Raw genomic sequence first — 15470 nt, forward strand, 5'->3', positions numbered from 1 at the left:
TATCTTTGTTACGATTCACGCGTGATGTGACACGATGGGAGCCAGTCAATGTCAGAGGTCAACAAGGAGAGGCTGATGTCCGATATCAAAACCGTCCTCGCGGATGCAGAGGACCTGCTCAAGCAGGCTGCGAGCGCTACGGGCGAGCGCGCTTCAGAGTTGCGTGAAACGGCACTCTCGCGTCTGAAGCAGGCAAAAGAGAAGGCCGCCGACGTCCAGGTGGTCGTGGTCGAGAAAGGCAAGAAAGCGGCGCGCGCCACCGACGACTATGTCCACGAGCATCCGTGGGCGTCGATCGGGATCGCCGCCGGCGTGGGCGTGCTGGTCGGTTTGCTGATCAACCGCAAATAAAGCGGCTCGCCGCACCACGCGGGCGGTCTCAGGGCCGCTCGCGCGGCGCGCTCGACCAGCTGACGGCGCTTGCCTGACGGCTTTCCGCTGGCGCGCCCCGCGGCACCGCCTGGTCTCGCGGGGCGATCGAGCCCGCTGTCTTTTCTTGCGTTTTTTTCTTGCGCATTGCTCGGGCATCCGCCTGCGCCACCTGCCATCGCCATGACGACAGACACTCACTCGCAGCGACACGAACACGGGCCGTTGCGCCGACTGCTCGGCTCCGCGTCCGCGATGCTACAGACGCGGCTAGAACTGATCGGCATCGAACTCGCCGAGGAAAAGGACCGCCTCATCGGCGTGCTCTTCCTTGGCCTCGCGGGGATGATGTTCGCGATGCTTGCCCTGATCGCGCTCACGGCGCTCGTTGCCATCGCCTTCTGGGACACGTACCGCTGGGAAGCGCTCGCCGGTCTCACGATCGTCTATGCGATCGCGGCGATTTTCTGCGGCCTGAAGGCGCGGCGCGGGCTGCACACCGCGCCACTCGTATTCCAGGCGACGCTCGAGGAATTCGAGAAAGACCGAGATGCCCTGCGCAACCCCTAGCCGCGAGCCGACGCCATGAACCAACCCCGACCGGACACCGCCTTTCGCCCCCGCCGCGGTCGTGCACACGACCTCTCGACGCCGCAGTTGCGCGCGCTGCGCAAGGAACTGCTGCTCGTGCGAGCGAGCGTCGAGCGCGCCGAAATGGCCGAAGCGATCGTGGACATCCGCGCGACGGTCACGAACTTCAGCTGGCTGCGCTTCGTGGTGCCCGGATTCGGCCGCTCTGGCGCCGGCGGCGTGGCTTCCGGCCTCGGCAGCCTGCTCAAGGAATATCCGCTGGTCAGTTCGCTCATCTCGCTCATCGTGGCGAAGCCGCTGCGTACGAGCCTCGTTTCGGCCGCGCGCCCCGTCATCAAGTGGGGCGGCCTCGCCTTTACGGCCTGGGAAGCGTATCGCGTGTGGCAGCAGGTGCGGCGCCAGCGCGGCGCCTCTGCAAACACGCCTGCCCGCGACAGGTCCGACGAAGACGACCTCACCGGCTGATCGCGCCCGCGGCACTTCTCCAGGGCGTTCACCGGTCCCTCCAGCACATCTGCATAGCCGCCGCGACAGCGCCACCGCCTGCCGCGTGATTGCTGCGCGCGCCGGTTGCGTCGAGTACGAAGGCGCCGCACGCATCGCCACGCATCGGTCCCGCTTCCACCGGATCGGCTACGAGGGCGTAGCCGCCGTTGGAATCGTCGGCGGGCATGAGGCGCAAGCGGTAGATCGCCGTTCCCGTCGGCGGAGCCTGGTCGAACCCAGTGGGCAAAAACGCCATCGACGCGCTCTGCGTATCGACAAGTTGCGCTGCGCGATAGAGCGCGGCCACGGCGTCGATGCGATGTCCCCGCGCGATCTGCGCGCTCCACCCCGGCAATACGAAGGCCGCGACGATAGCGGCCACCGCCAGCGCAATGACCAGTTCGAGCAGTGTGAACGCGCGGTACCGGTTGCTCTTCACCTTTCCTCCCGTTTGCCTCGTCAAAAGGGCCTCGCGACGACGCGACGCCAGTGATGCTCGACGCGCGTCGCGTCACCCTCGGCCTCGATGACCACCTGGTCCTGCAGCCAGCTTTGCGTGTTTTCCGAGGCGCCGAACCCTCGCGCCGTAACGAGATACGCGCGAGCCAGCGGACGGCTCTCGATGCGCCAGGCCTCGACGATGCATTGCGGCAAGCGCACGGACCCCGGCCACGCGGCAACGGGCGCGACCGCCTGCCGCTCGAAGCTGTCCTGCCGCCGCCAGGCTTGCGGCTCGCCGGGCTGCGTGGCCGCCACAGGCGCGGCCAGCGAGCCATTCGTCAGCGCACGCGAGCACAACACGAGCGCGGCGTCGGCGGCATGGAAGGACTGCAGATGGTCGGCGACGGCATCGGCGTTGCGCCGCGCGAGCAGCGCTGCCTCGAACCACGCCGCCGAGGTCACGAGCATCATCGCGACGACAAGCAGCACGACCGGGAGCGCCACGCCGTGACGCGCGGCGCGTGTGCGACGCTTCCCGCACGGGCTCGTTCTCATGACGCTGCCGGCAGAACGTTACGTAGCACGATGTGCCGCCAGAACGCCTGCCGCGCTCGCCCATCCGCGCCGAAGGCCTGCACACCATCGCAATCGACGTAGCGCATGCGCCGCGCAAAGGCCGCCCCGCGCACCAGCACGCACAGATCGACCGCCACGACCGACGCCCACTGATCGCGCGCGAGCGCCGAAGCCTCGACCGCCAGTGCCGCGCCCGCCGTCCAGTAGCGCAGGCGCAAACGCTCGACGCCCTCGACGAGCGGCTGCGGCTTGCCGAAGCCCGCGCAGTAAAGCTCGCTCTCGCGAGTCGTCTGGCTCGCCACCTCGGCGTAATAGCGGTTCACGATTTCCACGCCTGCCACGCCACCCCCCTGCCCGAGGCAGTCGGTTACCTGGCCGTTTGCGGTGGGCCACGTCGATACACTGTCGCCTTGATAGCGCACGGCCAACCCATCGGAGCGGCTCGGCAGCGGCCTGCACGTAAGGACCGCATCAGTATCGATCGGGCGCCCCGCCGCGCAGCCGAAGATCGCCGGGCCGGCAAGCGTCGAGCGTGCGTCCGCGGCAACAAAGCCGGCCATCTGGATCTGCTCGCCGATCAGCATCAACGCATTCATGCCGGCCTCGTGGATGCGCGCGGCGTCGTTCGCGTGCGCATAGGCCTAGCGCTGCGTGCGATACGCCGAGAGCGCGCCAAGCGTCACCACGAGGCCCAACGCCACGGCAATCGTTAGTTCGAGCAGCGTGTGGCCGGCCTGCTGGCGCACGTGGGCGAAACGAATGTTCATCGCAGAAACGCGAGGGCGACGCAGGCGCGCCCGGCGCGCGCCGTCGCATCGAGACACGGCGCAACCCACGAAACAGCCGTCGATCCCGACGCTGCGCCGAGTGGTGTCGCCGTCCAACTCACGGACGCGACCGATGCGTCGCCGCCCACGCTCGACATGGTCAGCCGCCCTTCGGGCACGATGCTCGCCGTCAGCGCCTGCCATCGATTGGTCGCAGCGGGCGTTGCACCTGCCGCGCGCGCCGCTTCGGCCATGGCGTCAGCGGCAAACGCCGCGCGCTCGCGCGCCGCTGCCAGTTGCGCGTGCCGGACCAGCCCGAGCTGGGTGCTCATCAGGCCGAGCCCGCACATCGCCATGACGCCCAGCGCAATGGCGACTTCCAGCAGCGTCGACCCGCGCACGCCGCGCACGCTCACCCGGCTCATGACGCCCCCGTGCATGCGCCGTCGCTGATGCGTGCCCGGCCCCCCTGCGCGATCCGTATGCAGCGACGCCAGCCCGCGCCGCGTTGTGCCGCCGACGTGGCCCGCGGGGCAATCTCGAAGTTGCGCAAGCTGCCGATGGTCTGCCCCGCCGGCGGCGAAAACGTGATGGCAGTGAGCCCCGACGCCACGGAAATCGCGTCGAGCGCCGGCTGGATGCGCAACGGGATAGAGGCTCCGGCGCGCTCGATCATGACGGCCCAGCCGCAGGACCAGTCGGCAATACCGGACGGACACGCTTTGGCGGCCTCGAGGCAATGGCGAGCGGCGTCGACGCGGCAAACGGTAACGCGCGACTTGCGCCGTATGGCCTCGTTGCGTGCGTAGGCGAGCGTGCCGAGCATGGCGTTGGCGCGCGCGTCGACTTGATCACGCACGCGCCATGCGGTGAAAACGGGCGTGGAAACCGTTGCGCAGATCGCCAGCAGGACGATGACGACCATCGTCTCAATGAGCGTGAATCCGGACTTCATGAGCAATCCTTAGTTCGAGCGGATTGCCAACAATCTACGGACGAAAGCGAAACGAAACAATTAGCCGAACGGCTAGCTGGTGCGCGCAACGTCGGCTCGCGAGAATGCAAGCGTTACGACAGCGGCCTGGCAGGGGGGAAGAAAAATGCGAATGCGCTCAGCGCTTTTTCGCGGGGTTGTTGGCAGCACCCGCGCGGCGGAATTCCTCGATCACGTCTTCGAATTCGGAGACATCCTCGAAGCGTCGGTACACCGAAGCAAACCGTACGAACGCGACCTTGTCGAGTTCGCGCAATTCGCCCATGACGAGCTCGCCAAGGCGCTCGCTGCGCACTTCGCGCTCGCCGCTGCCGAGCAGTTGATCCTCGATACGGGCAACCGCCGCGTCGATCGCATCGGCCGCAACCGGGCGCTTGCGCAGCGCCAGTTGCATACTCGCCATGATCTTGCGGCGGTCGAATTCCGTGCGGCTGCCATCCTTCTTGACGATCGAAGGCATCGCCAGCTCGACCCGCTCGTACGTCGTGAAACGCTTGTCGCAGGCTGGGCAGCGGCGGCGGCGCCGGATCGCGGCGCCGTCTTCGGACACACGCGAGTCGACGACCTGCGTGTCTTCGTGCCGGCAAAAAGGGCAGCGCATGGGTTATCGCGTGGCTTAGCGGTAAACCGGGAAACGCTTCGTCAGCTCGGCGACCTGCGCCTTCACGCGCTCGATCGTCGCGGCGTCTTCCGGATTGTCGAGCACGTCGGCAATCAGGTTGCCCACCTGCTCGGCTTCCTTCACGCCAAAGCCGCGCGTCGTCATGGCCGGCGAACCGAGACGGATACCGCTCGTCACGAACGGCTTTTCCGGATCGTTCGGGATCGCGTTCTTGTTGACCGTGATGTGCGCGGTGCCGAGCACGGCTTCCGCCGCCTTGCCAGTGATGTTCTTGGCGCGCAGGTCCACCAGCATCACGTGGCTTTCCGTGCGGCCCGAAACGATGCGCAGACCGCGCTTGACCAGCGTCTCCGCCAGCACGCGCGCGTTGTCGACCACCTGCTGCTGGTAGGTCTTGAATTCCGGCGAGAGCGCTTCCTTGAACGCCACGGCCTTGCCGGCAATGACGTGCATGAGCGGTCCGCCCTGGATGCCCGGGAAGATGGCCGAGTTGATCTGCTTCTCGAACTCCGCCTTCATCAGGATCACGCCGCCGCGCGGGCCGCGCAGGCTCTTGTGCGTGGTCGTGGTGACGAAGTCGGCGTGCGGCACCGGGTTCGGGTAGACGCCCGCGGCGATGAGGCCCGCGTAGTGCGCCATGTCGACCATGAAGTACGCGCCGACCGCCTTGGCAACCTTGGCGATGCGCTCGAAGTCGATACGCAGCGCGAATGCCGACGCACCGGCGATGATCAGCTTCGGCTTGGTCTCGTGCGCGCGCTTTTCGAGCGCTTCGTAGTCGATGTCTTCCTTGGCGTCGAGGCCGTAGCTCACGACGTTGAACCACTTGCCGCTCATGTTCAGCGCCATGCCGTGCGTGAGGTGACCGCCTTCGGCGAGGCTCATGCCCATGATGGTGTCGCCCGGCTTGAGCACGGCGAAGAACACGCCCTGGTTGGCCTGCGAGCCCGAGTTCGGCTGAACGTTCGCGGCTTCGGCGCCGAACAGCTGCTTCACGCGGTCGATCGCGAGCTGCTCGACGATATCCACGTTTTCGCAGCCGCCGTAATAGCGCTTACCGGGGTAGCCTTCGGCGTACTTGTTGGTGAGCTGCGAACCCTGCGCGGCCATGACCGCGGGAGACGTGTAGTTTTCCGACGCGATGAGCTCGATGTGCTCTTCCTGGCGGCGGTTCTCGAGTTCGATCGCCTTGAAGAGTTCGGGATCGACGTTGGCGATGGTGCTTTCGGCTCTGTCAAACATACGGATTCCGTTAAGTGTGTTCAGGTTGACCGGGTCTCGCGCGGAACGCGTAGCGGGTACGCAGCGCTGCTGGCGAAGAGGCCAGCCTTGACGTGGCGGAAGGAGGTGCCGCACACGCGAGGCAGGACAGCCCCCGCAGCGCTAACGAAAGCGCGCGAAATCAGGCTGCCCAGGCGAACGGCAAAACGGCACCCTGCGCTTCACGGTGGGTCGTTCCACCTTGAGTCCCCAATAACGGACGCATTGCTACCGCCAATGCCGCCAATCCGGAACCCTATCGCCAGTCACGCAGGGATTGAGCGCGTTAGTGTATTGGAACGGCAGGGAATAGGCAACCGCCCGCCCCCAGTGCGCTCGGGCGCCCCGCGGCCTGTGGCGCGCCGGGCGGCGCCCCCGGCCATGCGGCCCGCGCGCGTACTGTCCCTTTCTTGCCGCAATGCGGCATTGCAAGTAGGCTCTCCCCTTTTCTCGCCTTCTACCGACCAGAGAGCCACCATGATCGTTTTCGTCACCGGCGCGTCCGCAGGATTCGGCGCCGCCATCGCCCGCGCCTTCGTGAAGGGCGGCCATCGCGTCGTCGCCACGGCTCGCCGCAAGGACCGCCTCGACGCCCTCGCCGCCGAACTCGGCGATGCCCTCCTGCCCTTCGAGCTCGACGTGCGCGACCGCGCGGCGGTCGAAGCCGCGCCCGGCGCGCTGCCGCCCGGGTTCGCCGGCATCGATGTGCTGGTCAACAACGCCGGCCTCGCGCTCGGCGTGGAGCCAGCACAGCGGGCGGACCTCGACGAATGGGAAACCATGATCGACACCAACTGCACGGGCCTCGTGCAGGTGACTCACGCGTTTTTGCCCGGCATGGTCGAGCGCAACCGCGGCCACATTTTCAATCTCGGTTCGGTGGCAGGCCGCTGGCCGTACGCGGGCGGCAACGTCTACGGCGCGACCAAGGCGTTCGTGCGCCAGTTCAGCCTGAACCTTCGTGCCGACCTCGCAGGCACGGCACTGCGCGTGACCGACATCGAGCCCGGTCTGTGCGGCGGCACCGAGTTCTCGAACGTGCGCTTTCGCGGCGACGACAGCAAGGCGGCCAATGTCTACAAGGACGTGCAGCCGCTCACGGCCGAGGACATCGCCGACTCGATCTACTGGATTGCCACGCGCCCCGCGCACGTCAACATCAACACGATCGAACTGATGCCCGTCGCCCAGACTTTCGCCGGCACCAGCGTCCACCGCGGCTAAAAATACCTTACAAATTTAATACTTACGTCAGTCGTACGAAAGACGTAGGGGCCTCGCGTTCCGGTAGAATGCGCGGCATGGAAAATTCCACCAGCAAGCCGGACGCGGTGTCGTCACCGGCCGGGCGCGGCTTTACGTGGCCGGTGCGCGTCTACTACGAGGACACCGACGCCGGTGGCATCGTGTTTTACGCGAATTACCTGAAGTTCTTCGAACGCGCGCGCACCGAATGGTTGCGCGCGTGCGGCGTCGATCAGCGTCGGCTCGCCGAGGAAACGGGCGTGCTCTTCGTCGTGCGCAGCACTGCGCTCGACTACCGTTCGCCCGCGCGCCTCGACGACGTCGTCACTACCGTGAGCCGCGTCGAGAAGCTGGGCCGCGCCTCGGTCGACTTCATGCAGGAAGCGTGGCGCGAGAACACGCTGCTCGCCACGGGCACCATTCGTGTCGCCTGTGTCGACAGCACGGCCATGCGCCCCGCACCGATTCCGGCCCCCGTTCATGAAGCCTTGCAACGTGGACCACAGAAAGACCTGTACGCCGTGTCAACGGCAGTGCAGTAATTACCGTTGATACGACGCCAGTGAACTCGCGCCGGTCAATGCAGGACCAAGCAGGGTTCGGCCGCGACGGCGCGAAAGCTTCCCAACCGCCTACAGGAAGCCTCGCGTTGTCTTGCAGCCGCTCGCCCCTTTCGGGACGTCACAACGAACCTATATGAACACTACACAAGATCTGTCGATCATTTCTCTCGTTCTTAATGCGAGCATACTGGCACAGGCGGTGATGGGGCTTCTTCTGCTCATGTCGCTGATTTCCTGGACTTTTATCTTCCGCAAGTGGTTTGCGATCCGCCGGGCGCGGTCCCAGACAGAGCGCTTCGAACGCGACTTCTGGTCAGGCGGCGACCTGCAGGCGCTCTACCAGAGCGCAGCCAACAACCGTCACACGATCGGCGCGCTCGAGCGTATCTTTGAGTCGGGCATGCGCGAATTCCTGAAGGCGAAAGAGAAGCGCCTGAACGATCCGAGCCTCGTGCTCGACGGCGCCCGCCGCGCAATGCGCGCCGCCTTCCAGCGCGAAATGGATGCGCTCGAGGCGAACCTCTCGTTCCTCGCTTCGGTCGGCTCGGTGAGCCCGTACATCGGTCTTTTCGGCACGGTCTGGGGGATCATGAACGCGTTCCGCGGTCTCGCGAACGTGCAGCAGGCCACGCTCGCGAACGTCGCGCCCGGCATCGCCGAAGCGCTGACGGCGACCGCGATCGGTCTGTTCGCCGCCATTCCGGCGGTGGTCGCGTACAACAGCTACGCGCACGACATCGACCGTCTGGCGATCCGCTTCGAAACCTTCATCGAAGAGTTTTCGAACATCCTGCAGCGCCAGGCCCACTAATCTTCACGAAGCAAGGAGTCGAAGATGGGAGGCTCAGTCCGTTCGAGCATGCGAGGCAGCCGCTCGCGCCGTGCGATGGCCGACATCAACGTCGTGCCGTACATCGACGTGATGCTGGTGTTGCTCGTGATCTTCATGGTGACCGCGCCGCTCGTGGCGCCGTCCATTGTCAATCTACCGACCGTCGGCGGCGCGTCGCAGCAGCAGCAGGTGCCGCCCGTCGTGGTCAATATTCGCCCCGACGGCAATCTGAGCGTACGCTACAAGGATGACTCCGGCGCCACGCAGCAGCAGACCATGACGCGCGCCGATCTCAACGGCTTCGTCGCCGATCGCGAGCAGAGCCATCCCGACCAGCCCGTCGTGATCGCCGCCGACAAGTCCGTCAAATACGAGACGGTGATGAACGTGATGTCCGACCTGAAGTCGCATGGCGTCAAACGTGTCGGACTGCTCGTCAAATCGCAATGATCCGGAAGAACGATTCGTATCCGCTGCAGCCTCCGCGAGAGCGTGGCACGGGACGTGCTATCGCCCTCGCGGTGCTGATGCATGTGCTGCTCGGTCTGTTCCTTTATCACGGCATCCACTGGCAGAACAGCACGCCGGCGGGTGAAGAAGCGGAACTGTGGACCGAGGTGCCGGACCTGTCGACACCGAAGCCGCTGCCGCCGCCCGCGCCGGTCGCCCCTGCCCCGCCGCCGCCGCAAACCGAGGAAGCCGACATTGCGCTGCAACAGCAAAAGCGTAAGCAGCAGGAAGCGCAGCGCGAGGCGCAACTGGCCGAGCAGCAGCGTCTGAAAGCCCAGCAGGAAGCCGAAGCGAAGCGTCAGCAGCTCGCGGCCCAGCAGGCTGCACAGCTCGCGGCTCAGCAGAAGGCGGAAAAGCTCAAGCAGCAGCAGGAACAGCAGCAAGCCGCGGCAGAGAAGCAAAAGCAGCAGCAACAGCAGCAGGACGCGCTCAAGAAGCAGCAGCAGGACGAAGAGCAGCAGAAGCAGGCGAAGCTCGACGCGCAGAAGAAGGCCGACGCTGAGAAGGCCGCCAAGGCGAAGGCGCAGGCTGACGCCCAGACGAAGAAGCTCGACGCGGAACGCCGCGCCCGCATCGCGCAGATGCAAGGCTCGATGGGCGGCGGCGAAGGCACGAGCGGCAACGGTCTTGCAAAGAGCGGCACGGGTAGCGGCTCGGGCGGCAACGCGACGTCGCCGGGCTACGCCGACAAGGTGCGCCGCCGCGTGCGTCCGAACATCGTGTGGTCGGGCGAAACGTCGGGTCTCGAAACGGAGATCGCGGTGCGTTGCTCGCCGACCGGCACGCTGCTTTCGGCGGCGATCACGCGCAGCAGCGGCAACTCGTCGTGGGACGACGCCGCGTTGCGGGCGGTCCAGCGCTCGGATCCGATGCCGCAAGACACAGATGGCAAGACGCCTTCGAGCTTCAAGATCACCTTGCGCCCGGCAGGTTAATGGCGAGCGCAAGGCGCAGAAAGGTTGAGGAAAGCCGCCGCGCAACAGTGGCTAAAAAAGGAACGATTCGAACGTTTTCGGGTCAGTCTGCTGTTGCGCGTTATGACAAAATTGCTTTTTTCAGGAAATATCACAGCATGACATTGATGACGAAGCTTGGCCTGCGAACCCTCGTCGCGTCCTGCCTGATCACGGCGGGCGGAGCGGCGAACGCACAACTCAACGTCCTCGTCACCGGCGTGGGCTCCACCCAGTTCCCCATCGCCACGGCTAACTTTGCCGGTGAAGCGAATTCGCCCGAGCAGGTCGCGGCCATCGTGCGCGCCGACCTGCAACGCAGCGGGAAATTCACCAATATCGACGCCGGCAGCGCACCGATCTCGGAAAACGACTCCGTCGACCTCGGCAGCTGGAAGGCCAAGGGCGCCAATGCGTTCGTTGCGGGCAGCGTGAACAAGCTCGCCAACGGCCAGTACGAAGTGCGCTTCAAGCTCTACGACACCGTGAAGGGCGAAAGCCTCGGCGGCCTCGTGCTCACGAGCCCGGCAAGCGGCCTGCGCATGAGCGCGCACAAGGTTGCGGATTACATCTATCAGAAGCTGCTCGGCGATCGCGGCGTGTTCGCCACGCGTCTTTCGTACGTGATCAAGACGGGCGGCCGCTTCCAGCTGCAGGTTTCGGACTCCGATGGACAAGACGCGCACATCGCGCTGTCGAGCCCCGAGCCGATCATCTCGCCGGCCTGGTCGCCCGACGGCACCAAGGTCGCTTACGTATCTTTCGAAAAGAAGAAGCCGATCGTCTACGTGCATGACCTGCCTACGGGTCGCCGCGTGGTCATTTCGGACCAGAAGGGCAACAATTCGGCGCCGGCCTGGTCTCCCGATGGCCGCACGCTCGCGGTAGCACTGTCGCGCACGGGCAACACGCAGATCTTCGCCGTCAATGCCGACGGCTCCGGCCTGCATCGCCTCACGCAAGGCACGACGATCGACACCGAACCCAACTACTCTCCTGACGGACGCACGATTTATTTCACGAGCGACCGCGGCGGCCAGCCTCAGATTTACAAGATGTCGGCCCAGGGCGAAAGCGCCGGAGCGGCACAGCGTGTGACGTTCACCGGCAACTACAATACGAGCCCGAAGGTCAGTCCGGACGGCAAGCAGCTGGCGTACATCTCACGCACGGGCGGCGGATTTAAGCTGTACATTCAAGATCTGCAGTCCGGTGTCGCCACGGCGCTCACTGACACGACACATGACGAATCGCCCAGCTTCGCGGCGAACGGTCAGTACATTCTTTACGCCACACAGGTGAACGGCCGTGGCGTGCTGGCTGCTGTATCGACCGACGGTCGTACGCGGCAAATCCTGTCCGTTCAGGGCGGCAGTGTACGCGAGCCGTCCTGGGGTCCTTTCATGCAATAACACTTCAGGAGAGTAAAAATGATTTCGAAGAAAGTACGCCTGGCCTTGGCCGTTTTGATGATCGGTGCGCTGGCAGCGTGCAAGTCGGGTGTCAAGGAAACGAACCCGAACGCCGGCGCGATGAACACCCAACCGAACCCGAACGCGGTCGCCCAGGTGAACGTCGATGAGCTGAACAACCCGAACAGCCCGCTTGCCAAGCGCAGCGTGTACTTCGATTTCGACAGCTACGCCGTCAAGGACGACTACCAGTCGCTGCTGCAAGCTCACGCACAGTACCTCAAGACGCACCCGGAACGTCACGTCCTGATCCAGGGCAACACCGACGAGCGCGGCACGAGCGAATACAACCTGGCGCTGGGTCAAAAGCGTGCTGAAGCGGTCCGTCGCGCCCTCTCGCTGATGGGCGTGCCCGATTCGCAAATGGAAGCCGTCAGCCTCGGTAAGGAAAAGCCGGTCGCAACGGGCCACGACGAAGCATCGTGGGCACAGAACCGCCGTGCTGACCTCGTGTATCAACAGTAATTGAGCATTGGATGAAGGGGCGTATGTCGCACCGTTTCTCCCCGCTGCGCGCAGCCGCAGCCGCCTGCGTGGCTGGCGTCGCCTTTGCGGCGCTGCCGGCCCACGCGGGCATCTTCGATGACGATCAGGCGCGCCAGGCGATTCTCGACCTGCGCACGAAAACGGACAGCCTGTCCAGCCAGCTGTCCGCCGCTCAACGCACGATCCTCGACCAGTCCAACCACCTCGACCAGCTCAACCAGCAGGTCGCGACGTTGCGCGGACAGAACGAGGATATGGCGAACCAGTTGGCGACCCTGCAGAAGCAACAGAAGGACTACTACACGGATCTCGACACGCGACTCAAGAAGTTCGAGCCGCAGCAGGAGACCGTAGACGGCATGCAAGGCACGGTTCAGCCGGGTGAGATGGATGCGTTCAACGCCGCTTCGCAGCAGTTCCGCAACGGCGACTTCAAGAACGCGGCGGCATCGTTCCGTAGCTTCATCGCGAAGTTCCCGCAGAGTCCTTACCAGCCGACCGCGCAGTACTGGCTCGGCAACGCGCTCTATGCGCTGAAGGACTACAAGGGGTCGACCGCGACGTGGCAGAACGTCGTCAACAAATACCCGCAGCATCCGCGCGCCCCCGAGGCGCTGCTGGCCATTGCGAACAATCAGATCGAGCAGGGGCAAAAGGCTGCGGCCAAGCGCACGCTCGAACAGGTCGTTTCGCAATACGGCAACTCGGATGTCGCACAGACGGCGCAGAGCAAGCTTTCACAGCTCAAATAAGCGCTGCTGGCTGGTTTTGGCGTGACGTGGTGCTGGTGTAATGCCAATGCCGCGAAATGCGCCTCTCGCATACAGGGAAGGCCCGGGGCACGGCGTGCCCCGGGCGTTTCCATCGGTTTTATGACGGCAAAGGTTGACGCGTTGGCCATGCGCCGCTATAATCCCGCTTCTCTTTTGGGTCGTTAGCTCAGCTGGTAGAGCAGCGGACTTTTAATCCGTTGGTCACAGGTTCGAATCCCGTACGGCCTACCACCTACCCTTACGGGCAGGCTAAAGAGGAAAATTAAGCACTTTCGAGTAATCGGAGTGCTTTTTTTTCGCCCGTAGGAACGGCGCCCGGGCGGCAAAAACTGGCCTTTGCCGGAAATCTGCCGGAACGGGAAACTCCAGACCAAGCGAATTCAATCTTTCGCATGGAGTCTGGAATGGCCTACATCAGTCAACGCGGAGCCTTCTGGCGAGCAGAAGTCCGCCGACGCGGGTACAAGCCCGTCTATCGTACATTCGATACCAAGCAGGACGCGCAGCAATGGGCGCGGCGTACAGAGTCCGAAATGGACGCTGGTTGATTCATCGACCGAACCGAGTCTGAGCGCACAACCCTCCGCGAGGCGCTGGAACGCTACCAGCGCGAAATCGTCCCCGAGAAACGTTACCCACAACAGGAACGCCAACGCATCAAGCGCTGGCTCGATAACGATCTCTCCTATCGCGCCCTCGCCAGCTTGCGCGGCGTGGACTTCGCCAAATACCGTGATCAGAGGCGCGCGGCTGGCCGAGCCGAAAACACCATCCGACTCGAACTCCAGGTCGTCAGCCACCTCTTCGAAATCGCCCGCAAGGAATGAGGCATGGAAGCGCTGATGAATCCACTACAAGCCGTCCGGCAGCAAGGCGCGCGACCGCCGCCTCCGCCCCGGTGAGTTTGAGATATTGCACGGGCTGCTGTCGGCCACCGGGAATCCTTGGGCTTCGCTGGCCTTCGAACTGGCCGTCGAAACCAGCTTGCGCCAAGGGGCGCTGTTCGGCGTGCAATGGGAATGGATGGACCTCGATAGTCGGATGCTTCGATTCCCGCCCGATGCACGTGGTGCCGAAAATAAAGGCGTGCCGGCTCTCTTGCCGCTCTCTCGCCGTGCCGTTGCCGTTTTCCGACATCTGACGGCCATTGCAGAAGGCTTAGAGTCGCGACTGCTTCGGTCGGAGCGCGGTCCCTGTGACGTAAGACCAAAACAGCTGACGGGCCGAGTTTTCGGCACGACGACGAACGCGGTCTTATGCGTCTGGAAGCGCGTGCTTCAACAGGCTAGCCGCGAAGACCCGGAAATCAAGACGCTTCGCTGGCATGACCTTAGGCACGAAGCCGCATCTCGCCTGTTTGAGAAAGGGCTGCATCCAATGGAAGTGGCATCGATCACAGGCCATCGCAGCATGCAGATGCTGAAGCGGTATACGCATCTGAAGCCGGAAAGCCTACTAGCTCGCCTCGGTTAGCAAGCACTCGGATGCTGGCTGGCCATCGTGGCGCCGGACTCGGCCAAATTCGTCAGGCCGAGTTCGGCTAGGAGGCGGCGGCCGTCATCCCAGAGGCAGCTCACTCGGGCAGTGGTTTGGCTCGGTAACCGGTCACTCGAGCGGAATTACCACGCGTGGGCTTGCGACGTTTGCGGACATACAGGTGTCGGTATTGGTTGAGCCACTACCCGCCGATTTTTCGCGTTGGGAGTCACGCAGTCGCCAAAGGTTGGGCGAGAAAAAGGATACGATACGGGGCTAACAAGATTGGCAACGACGTTTGTTGCGTGCTGGGGATCGCGAACACACAAAAATCATCGGAGTCGATGCGATTTGAATAAGGCCAACCGGGGGAAACAATGAGTGAAGCCGAATACAAATACAACATGCAATTTGAAGCGAATGTACGGCAAGTGGCTGAGGCCGTCTGGGGCCTCTCTCCAGGCGATTGCCAGCCGTCGCACTACGAAGGGGACATGGTGATCCAAGAGCTCGATGGGATTGCCCGTCTGCGAGATGTTACCCACCTGATCATGGCGACCACGAGCACTCGGCTGGAGAAGGTGCGGGCAGACGTTAAAAAGCTGAATGCCGCTGAGGCGCACGAAATCAAGACAGCAATATCCATTTCAAAATGGCTTATAACTGAGAAGCAGCTGGACGCTCAGCATATAGAGGTTGCAAGAAAAAATAAGGTTACAGCAATAACACTGGATCAATTTCGACGCCGCGCTTTTGACGGATTGAGATATCTAGACGGCGTCAAGCAGCACGGCCGGTCAGCGACAACCATCTTGGCCGGTCGACGGGTGTAGTTGTCGCTGGTTAAGAGGCCATGGTTGTCGCTCCTTCTTCGTAGTTGTCGTTGGGTAATTGTCGTCGGCGCGCGCTCTGTTTGTCGCTGGCCTTACGGCGGCGATAGCTCTCAACATTCAGCTCGAAGATCGTCGAGTGATGCACGAGCCGGTCGATGGCGGCAACCGTCATGCCGGGGTCGGGGAACACGTCATTCCAGCCAGAGAACGGCTGATTGGCC

The 15470-nt window shown here is 63.9% G+C and carries 21 protein-coding genes, 1 tRNA gene, 1 pseudogene and 1 riboswitch; of the genes and pseudogenes, 14 read left to right on the top strand and 9 right to left on the bottom strand.

The annotated features are described in order from the left end of the window. Positions 1 to 48 precede the first annotated feature (48 nt). The 3 genes from A3CW_RS0120955 (at position 49) to A3CW_RS0120970 (ending at position 1425) form a co-directional block, all read left to right on the top strand. Entirely contained in the window at positions 49 to 351 is a 303-nt protein-coding gene (locus tag A3CW_RS0120955) for a DUF883 family protein (RefSeq protein ID WP_007584918.1), read from the top strand. Positions 352 to 552: 201 nt separating this feature from the next. Next, positions 553 to 939, top strand: coding sequence for a phage holin family protein (locus tag A3CW_RS0120965; RefSeq protein ID WP_028205315.1), 387 nt, complete (start codon positions 553 to 555; stop codon positions 937 to 939). A gap of 15 nt (positions 940 to 954) precedes the next feature. After that, positions 955 to 1425 (top strand): DUF3318 domain-containing protein, encoded by a 471-nt coding sequence (locus A3CW_RS0120970; RefSeq protein ID WP_028205316.1) that lies wholly within the window; start codon positions 955 to 957, stop codon positions 1423 to 1425. A 28-nt stretch (positions 1426 to 1453) separates the two neighbouring features. Here the strand turns inward: A3CW_RS0120970 and A3CW_RS0120975 are convergent, their stop codons facing one another. The 7 genes and pseudogenes from A3CW_RS0120975 to glyA form a co-directional block, all read right to left on the bottom strand. Further along, entirely contained in the window at positions 1454 to 1885 is a 432-nt protein-coding gene (locus A3CW_RS0120975; protein ID WP_028205317.1) for a type IV pilin protein, read from the bottom strand. A gap of 20 nt (positions 1886 to 1905) precedes the next feature. After that, the gene (locus A3CW_RS0120980; RefSeq protein ID WP_028205318.1) at positions 1906 to 2442 is read right to left on the bottom strand and encodes a pilus assembly PilX family protein; all 537 of its coding nucleotides are present in this window, start codon (positions 2440 to 2442) and stop codon (positions 1906 to 1908) included. Continuing rightward, positions 2439 to 3230: pseudogene (locus tag A3CW_RS47045) on the bottom strand (PilW family protein). Before A3CW_RS47045 ends, A3CW_RS0120980 begins: the two are co-directional and overlap by 4 nt. Further along, positions 3227 to 3655: a hypothetical protein gene (locus A3CW_RS50280; RefSeq protein WP_051481610.1), complete on the bottom strand. Its 429-nt coding sequence runs from the start codon at positions 3653 to 3655 to the stop codon at positions 3227 to 3229. Before A3CW_RS50280 ends, A3CW_RS47045 begins: the two are co-directional and overlap by 4 nt. Next, positions 3652 to 4185, bottom strand: coding sequence for a GspH/FimT family pseudopilin (locus A3CW_RS0120995; RefSeq protein ID WP_035513410.1), 534 nt, complete (start codon positions 4183 to 4185; stop codon positions 3652 to 3654). Before A3CW_RS0120995 ends, A3CW_RS50280 begins: the two co-directional genes overlap by 4 nt. Before the next feature lie 157 nt (positions 4186 to 4342). Next, positions 4343 to 4825, bottom strand: coding sequence for a transcriptional regulator NrdR (gene nrdR / locus A3CW_RS0121000; protein WP_028205320.1), 483 nt, complete (start codon positions 4823 to 4825; stop codon positions 4343 to 4345). A gap of 15 nt (positions 4826 to 4840) precedes the next feature. Then, positions 4841 to 6088: a serine hydroxymethyltransferase gene (glyA, locus tag A3CW_RS0121005; protein ID WP_028205321.1), complete on the bottom strand. Its 1248-nt coding sequence runs from the start codon at positions 6086 to 6088 to the stop codon at positions 4841 to 4843. A 160-nt stretch (positions 6089 to 6248) separates the two neighbouring features. After that, positions 6249 to 6386: riboswitch (ZMP/ZTP riboswitch) on the bottom strand. 197 nt (positions 6387 to 6583) lie between these two features. Here glyA and ydfG point away from each other — a divergent pair. The 9 genes from ydfG (at position 6584) to A3CW_RS0121050 (ending at position 13171) form a co-directional block, all read left to right on the top strand. Further along, positions 6584 to 7330, top strand: a complete 747-nt coding sequence (gene ydfG / locus A3CW_RS0121010) for a bifunctional NADP-dependent 3-hydroxy acid dehydrogenase/3-hydroxypropionate dehydrogenase YdfG (protein ID WP_028205322.1) — start codon at positions 6584 to 6586, stop codon at positions 7328 to 7330. Between the two features lie 68 nt (positions 7331 to 7398). Then, the gene (gene ybgC, locus A3CW_RS0121015) at positions 7399 to 7893 is read left to right on the top strand and encodes a tol-pal system-associated acyl-CoA thioesterase (protein ID WP_028205323.1); all 495 of its coding nucleotides are present in this window, start codon (positions 7399 to 7401) and stop codon (positions 7891 to 7893) included. A 154-nt stretch (positions 7894 to 8047) separates the two neighbouring features. Continuing rightward, positions 8048 to 8725: a protein TolQ gene (gene tolQ, locus A3CW_RS0121020; protein WP_028205324.1), complete on the top strand. Its 678-nt coding sequence runs from the start codon at positions 8048 to 8050 to the stop codon at positions 8723 to 8725. 24 nt (positions 8726 to 8749) lie between these two features. Further along, complete coding sequence (gene tolR, locus A3CW_RS0121025; protein ID WP_035513412.1) at positions 8750 to 9196, top strand: protein TolR; 447 nt, start codon at positions 8750 to 8752, stop codon at positions 9194 to 9196. Then, on the top strand, positions 9193 to 10191 hold the full coding sequence (gene tolA, locus A3CW_RS0121030; RefSeq protein WP_028205326.1) for a cell envelope integrity protein TolA: 999 nt from the start codon (positions 9193 to 9195) through the stop codon (positions 10189 to 10191). The genes tolR and tolA overlap by 4 nt, the downstream gene beginning before the upstream one ends. A gap of 137 nt (positions 10192 to 10328) precedes the next feature. Then, positions 10329 to 11621 carry a Tol-Pal system beta propeller repeat protein TolB gene (gene tolB, locus A3CW_RS0121035; protein ID WP_028205327.1) on the top strand — a complete coding sequence of 431 codons (1293 nt, stop codon included), beginning with the start codon at positions 10329 to 10331 and terminating at the stop codon, positions 11619 to 11621. Between the two features lie 18 nt (positions 11622 to 11639). Continuing rightward, positions 11640 to 12146, top strand: a complete 507-nt coding sequence (gene pal, locus A3CW_RS0121040) for a peptidoglycan-associated lipoprotein Pal (protein ID WP_028205328.1) — start codon at positions 11640 to 11642, stop codon at positions 12144 to 12146. 23 nt (positions 12147 to 12169) lie between these two features. Further along, positions 12170 to 12919 carry a tol-pal system protein YbgF gene (gene ybgF / locus A3CW_RS0121045; protein WP_028205329.1) on the top strand — a complete coding sequence of 250 codons (750 nt, stop codon included), beginning with the start codon at positions 12170 to 12172 and terminating at the stop codon, positions 12917 to 12919. A gap of 176 nt (positions 12920 to 13095) precedes the next feature. Next, positions 13096 to 13171: transfer RNA gene (locus tag A3CW_RS0121050), tRNA-Lys, on the top strand. A 149-nt stretch (positions 13172 to 13320) separates the two neighbouring features. Here A3CW_RS0121050 and A3CW_RS53900 read toward each other — a convergent pair. Continuing rightward, positions 13321 to 13740 carry a hypothetical protein gene (locus tag A3CW_RS53900; protein WP_028205330.1) on the bottom strand — a complete coding sequence of 140 codons (420 nt, stop codon included), beginning with the start codon at positions 13738 to 13740 and terminating at the stop codon, positions 13321 to 13323. Between the two features lie 112 nt (positions 13741 to 13852). Here A3CW_RS53900 and A3CW_RS53905 point away from each other — a divergent pair, with 112 nt between their 5' ends. Both A3CW_RS53905 and A3CW_RS0121060 read left to right on the top strand, forming a co-directional pair. Beyond that, complete coding sequence (locus tag A3CW_RS53905; RefSeq protein WP_245623704.1) at positions 13853 to 14413, top strand: site-specific integrase; 561 nt, start codon at positions 13853 to 13855, stop codon at positions 14411 to 14413. Positions 14414 to 14793: 380 nt separating this feature from the next. Next, entirely contained in the window at positions 14794 to 15249 is a 456-nt protein-coding gene (locus A3CW_RS0121060) for a hypothetical protein (protein ID WP_154677997.1), read from the top strand. 10 nt (positions 15250 to 15259) lie between these two features. On the opposite strand, the gene A3CW_RS47055 is transcribed toward A3CW_RS0121060, so the two are convergent. Next, positions 15260 to 15470, bottom strand: a 211-nt coding sequence (locus A3CW_RS47055) for an ATP-binding protein (protein ID WP_028205332.1), incomplete at its 5' end; no start/stop codon positions are given.

The sequence above is a fragment of the Paraburkholderia nodosa DSM 21604 genome (assembly GCF_000519185.1).
Lineage (GTDB): Bacteria > Pseudomonadota > Gammaproteobacteria > Burkholderiales > Burkholderiaceae > Paraburkholderia > Paraburkholderia nodosa.

Excerpts from the sequence above, each read along its gene's own strand:
- A3CW_RS0120955 (WP_007584918.1), top strand. The coding sequence starts at position 49 with ATGTCAGAGGTCAACAAGGAGAGGCTGATGTCCGATATCAAAACCGTC.
- A3CW_RS0120965 (WP_028205315.1), top strand. The coding sequence starts at position 553 with ATGACGACAGACACTCACTCGCAGCGACACGAACACGGGCCGTTGCGC.
- A3CW_RS0120970 (WP_028205316.1), top strand. The coding sequence starts at position 955 with ATGAACCAACCCCGACCGGACACCGCCTTTCGCCCCCGCCGCGGTCGT.
- A3CW_RS0120980 (WP_028205318.1), bottom strand. The coding sequence starts at position 2,442 with ATGAGAACGAGCCCGTGCGGGAAGCGTCGCACACGCGCCGCGCGTCAC.
- A3CW_RS50280 (WP_051481610.1), bottom strand. The coding sequence starts at position 3,655 with ATGAGCCGGGTGAGCGTGCGCGGCGTGCGCGGGTCGACGCTGCTGGAA.
- A3CW_RS0120995 (WP_035513410.1), bottom strand. The coding sequence starts at position 4,185 with ATGAAGTCCGGATTCACGCTCATTGAGACGATGGTCGTCATCGTCCTG.
- nrdR (WP_028205320.1), bottom strand. The coding sequence starts at position 4,825 with ATGCGCTGCCCTTTTTGCCGGCACGAAGACACGCAGGTCGTCGACTCG.
- glyA (WP_028205321.1), bottom strand. The coding sequence starts at position 6,088 with ATGTTTGACAGAGCCGAAAGCACCATCGCCAACGTCGATCCCGAACTC.
- ydfG (WP_028205322.1), top strand. The coding sequence starts at position 6,584 with ATGATCGTTTTCGTCACCGGCGCGTCCGCAGGATTCGGCGCCGCCATC.
- ybgC (WP_028205323.1), top strand. The coding sequence starts at position 7,399 with ATGCGCGGCATGGAAAATTCCACCAGCAAGCCGGACGCGGTGTCGTCA.
- tolQ (WP_028205324.1), top strand. The coding sequence starts at position 8,048 with ATGAACACTACACAAGATCTGTCGATCATTTCTCTCGTTCTTAATGCG.
- tolR (WP_035513412.1), top strand. The coding sequence starts at position 8,750 with ATGGGAGGCTCAGTCCGTTCGAGCATGCGAGGCAGCCGCTCGCGCCGT.
- tolA (WP_028205326.1), top strand. The coding sequence starts at position 9,193 with ATGATCCGGAAGAACGATTCGTATCCGCTGCAGCCTCCGCGAGAGCGT.
- tolB (WP_028205327.1), top strand. The coding sequence starts at position 10,329 with ATGACATTGATGACGAAGCTTGGCCTGCGAACCCTCGTCGCGTCCTGC.
- pal (WP_028205328.1), top strand. The coding sequence starts at position 11,640 with ATGATTTCGAAGAAAGTACGCCTGGCCTTGGCCGTTTTGATGATCGGT.
- ybgF (WP_028205329.1), top strand. The coding sequence starts at position 12,170 with ATGTCGCACCGTTTCTCCCCGCTGCGCGCAGCCGCAGCCGCCTGCGTG.
- A3CW_RS0121060 (WP_154677997.1), top strand. The coding sequence starts at position 14,794 with ATGAGTGAAGCCGAATACAAATACAACATGCAATTTGAAGCGAATGTA.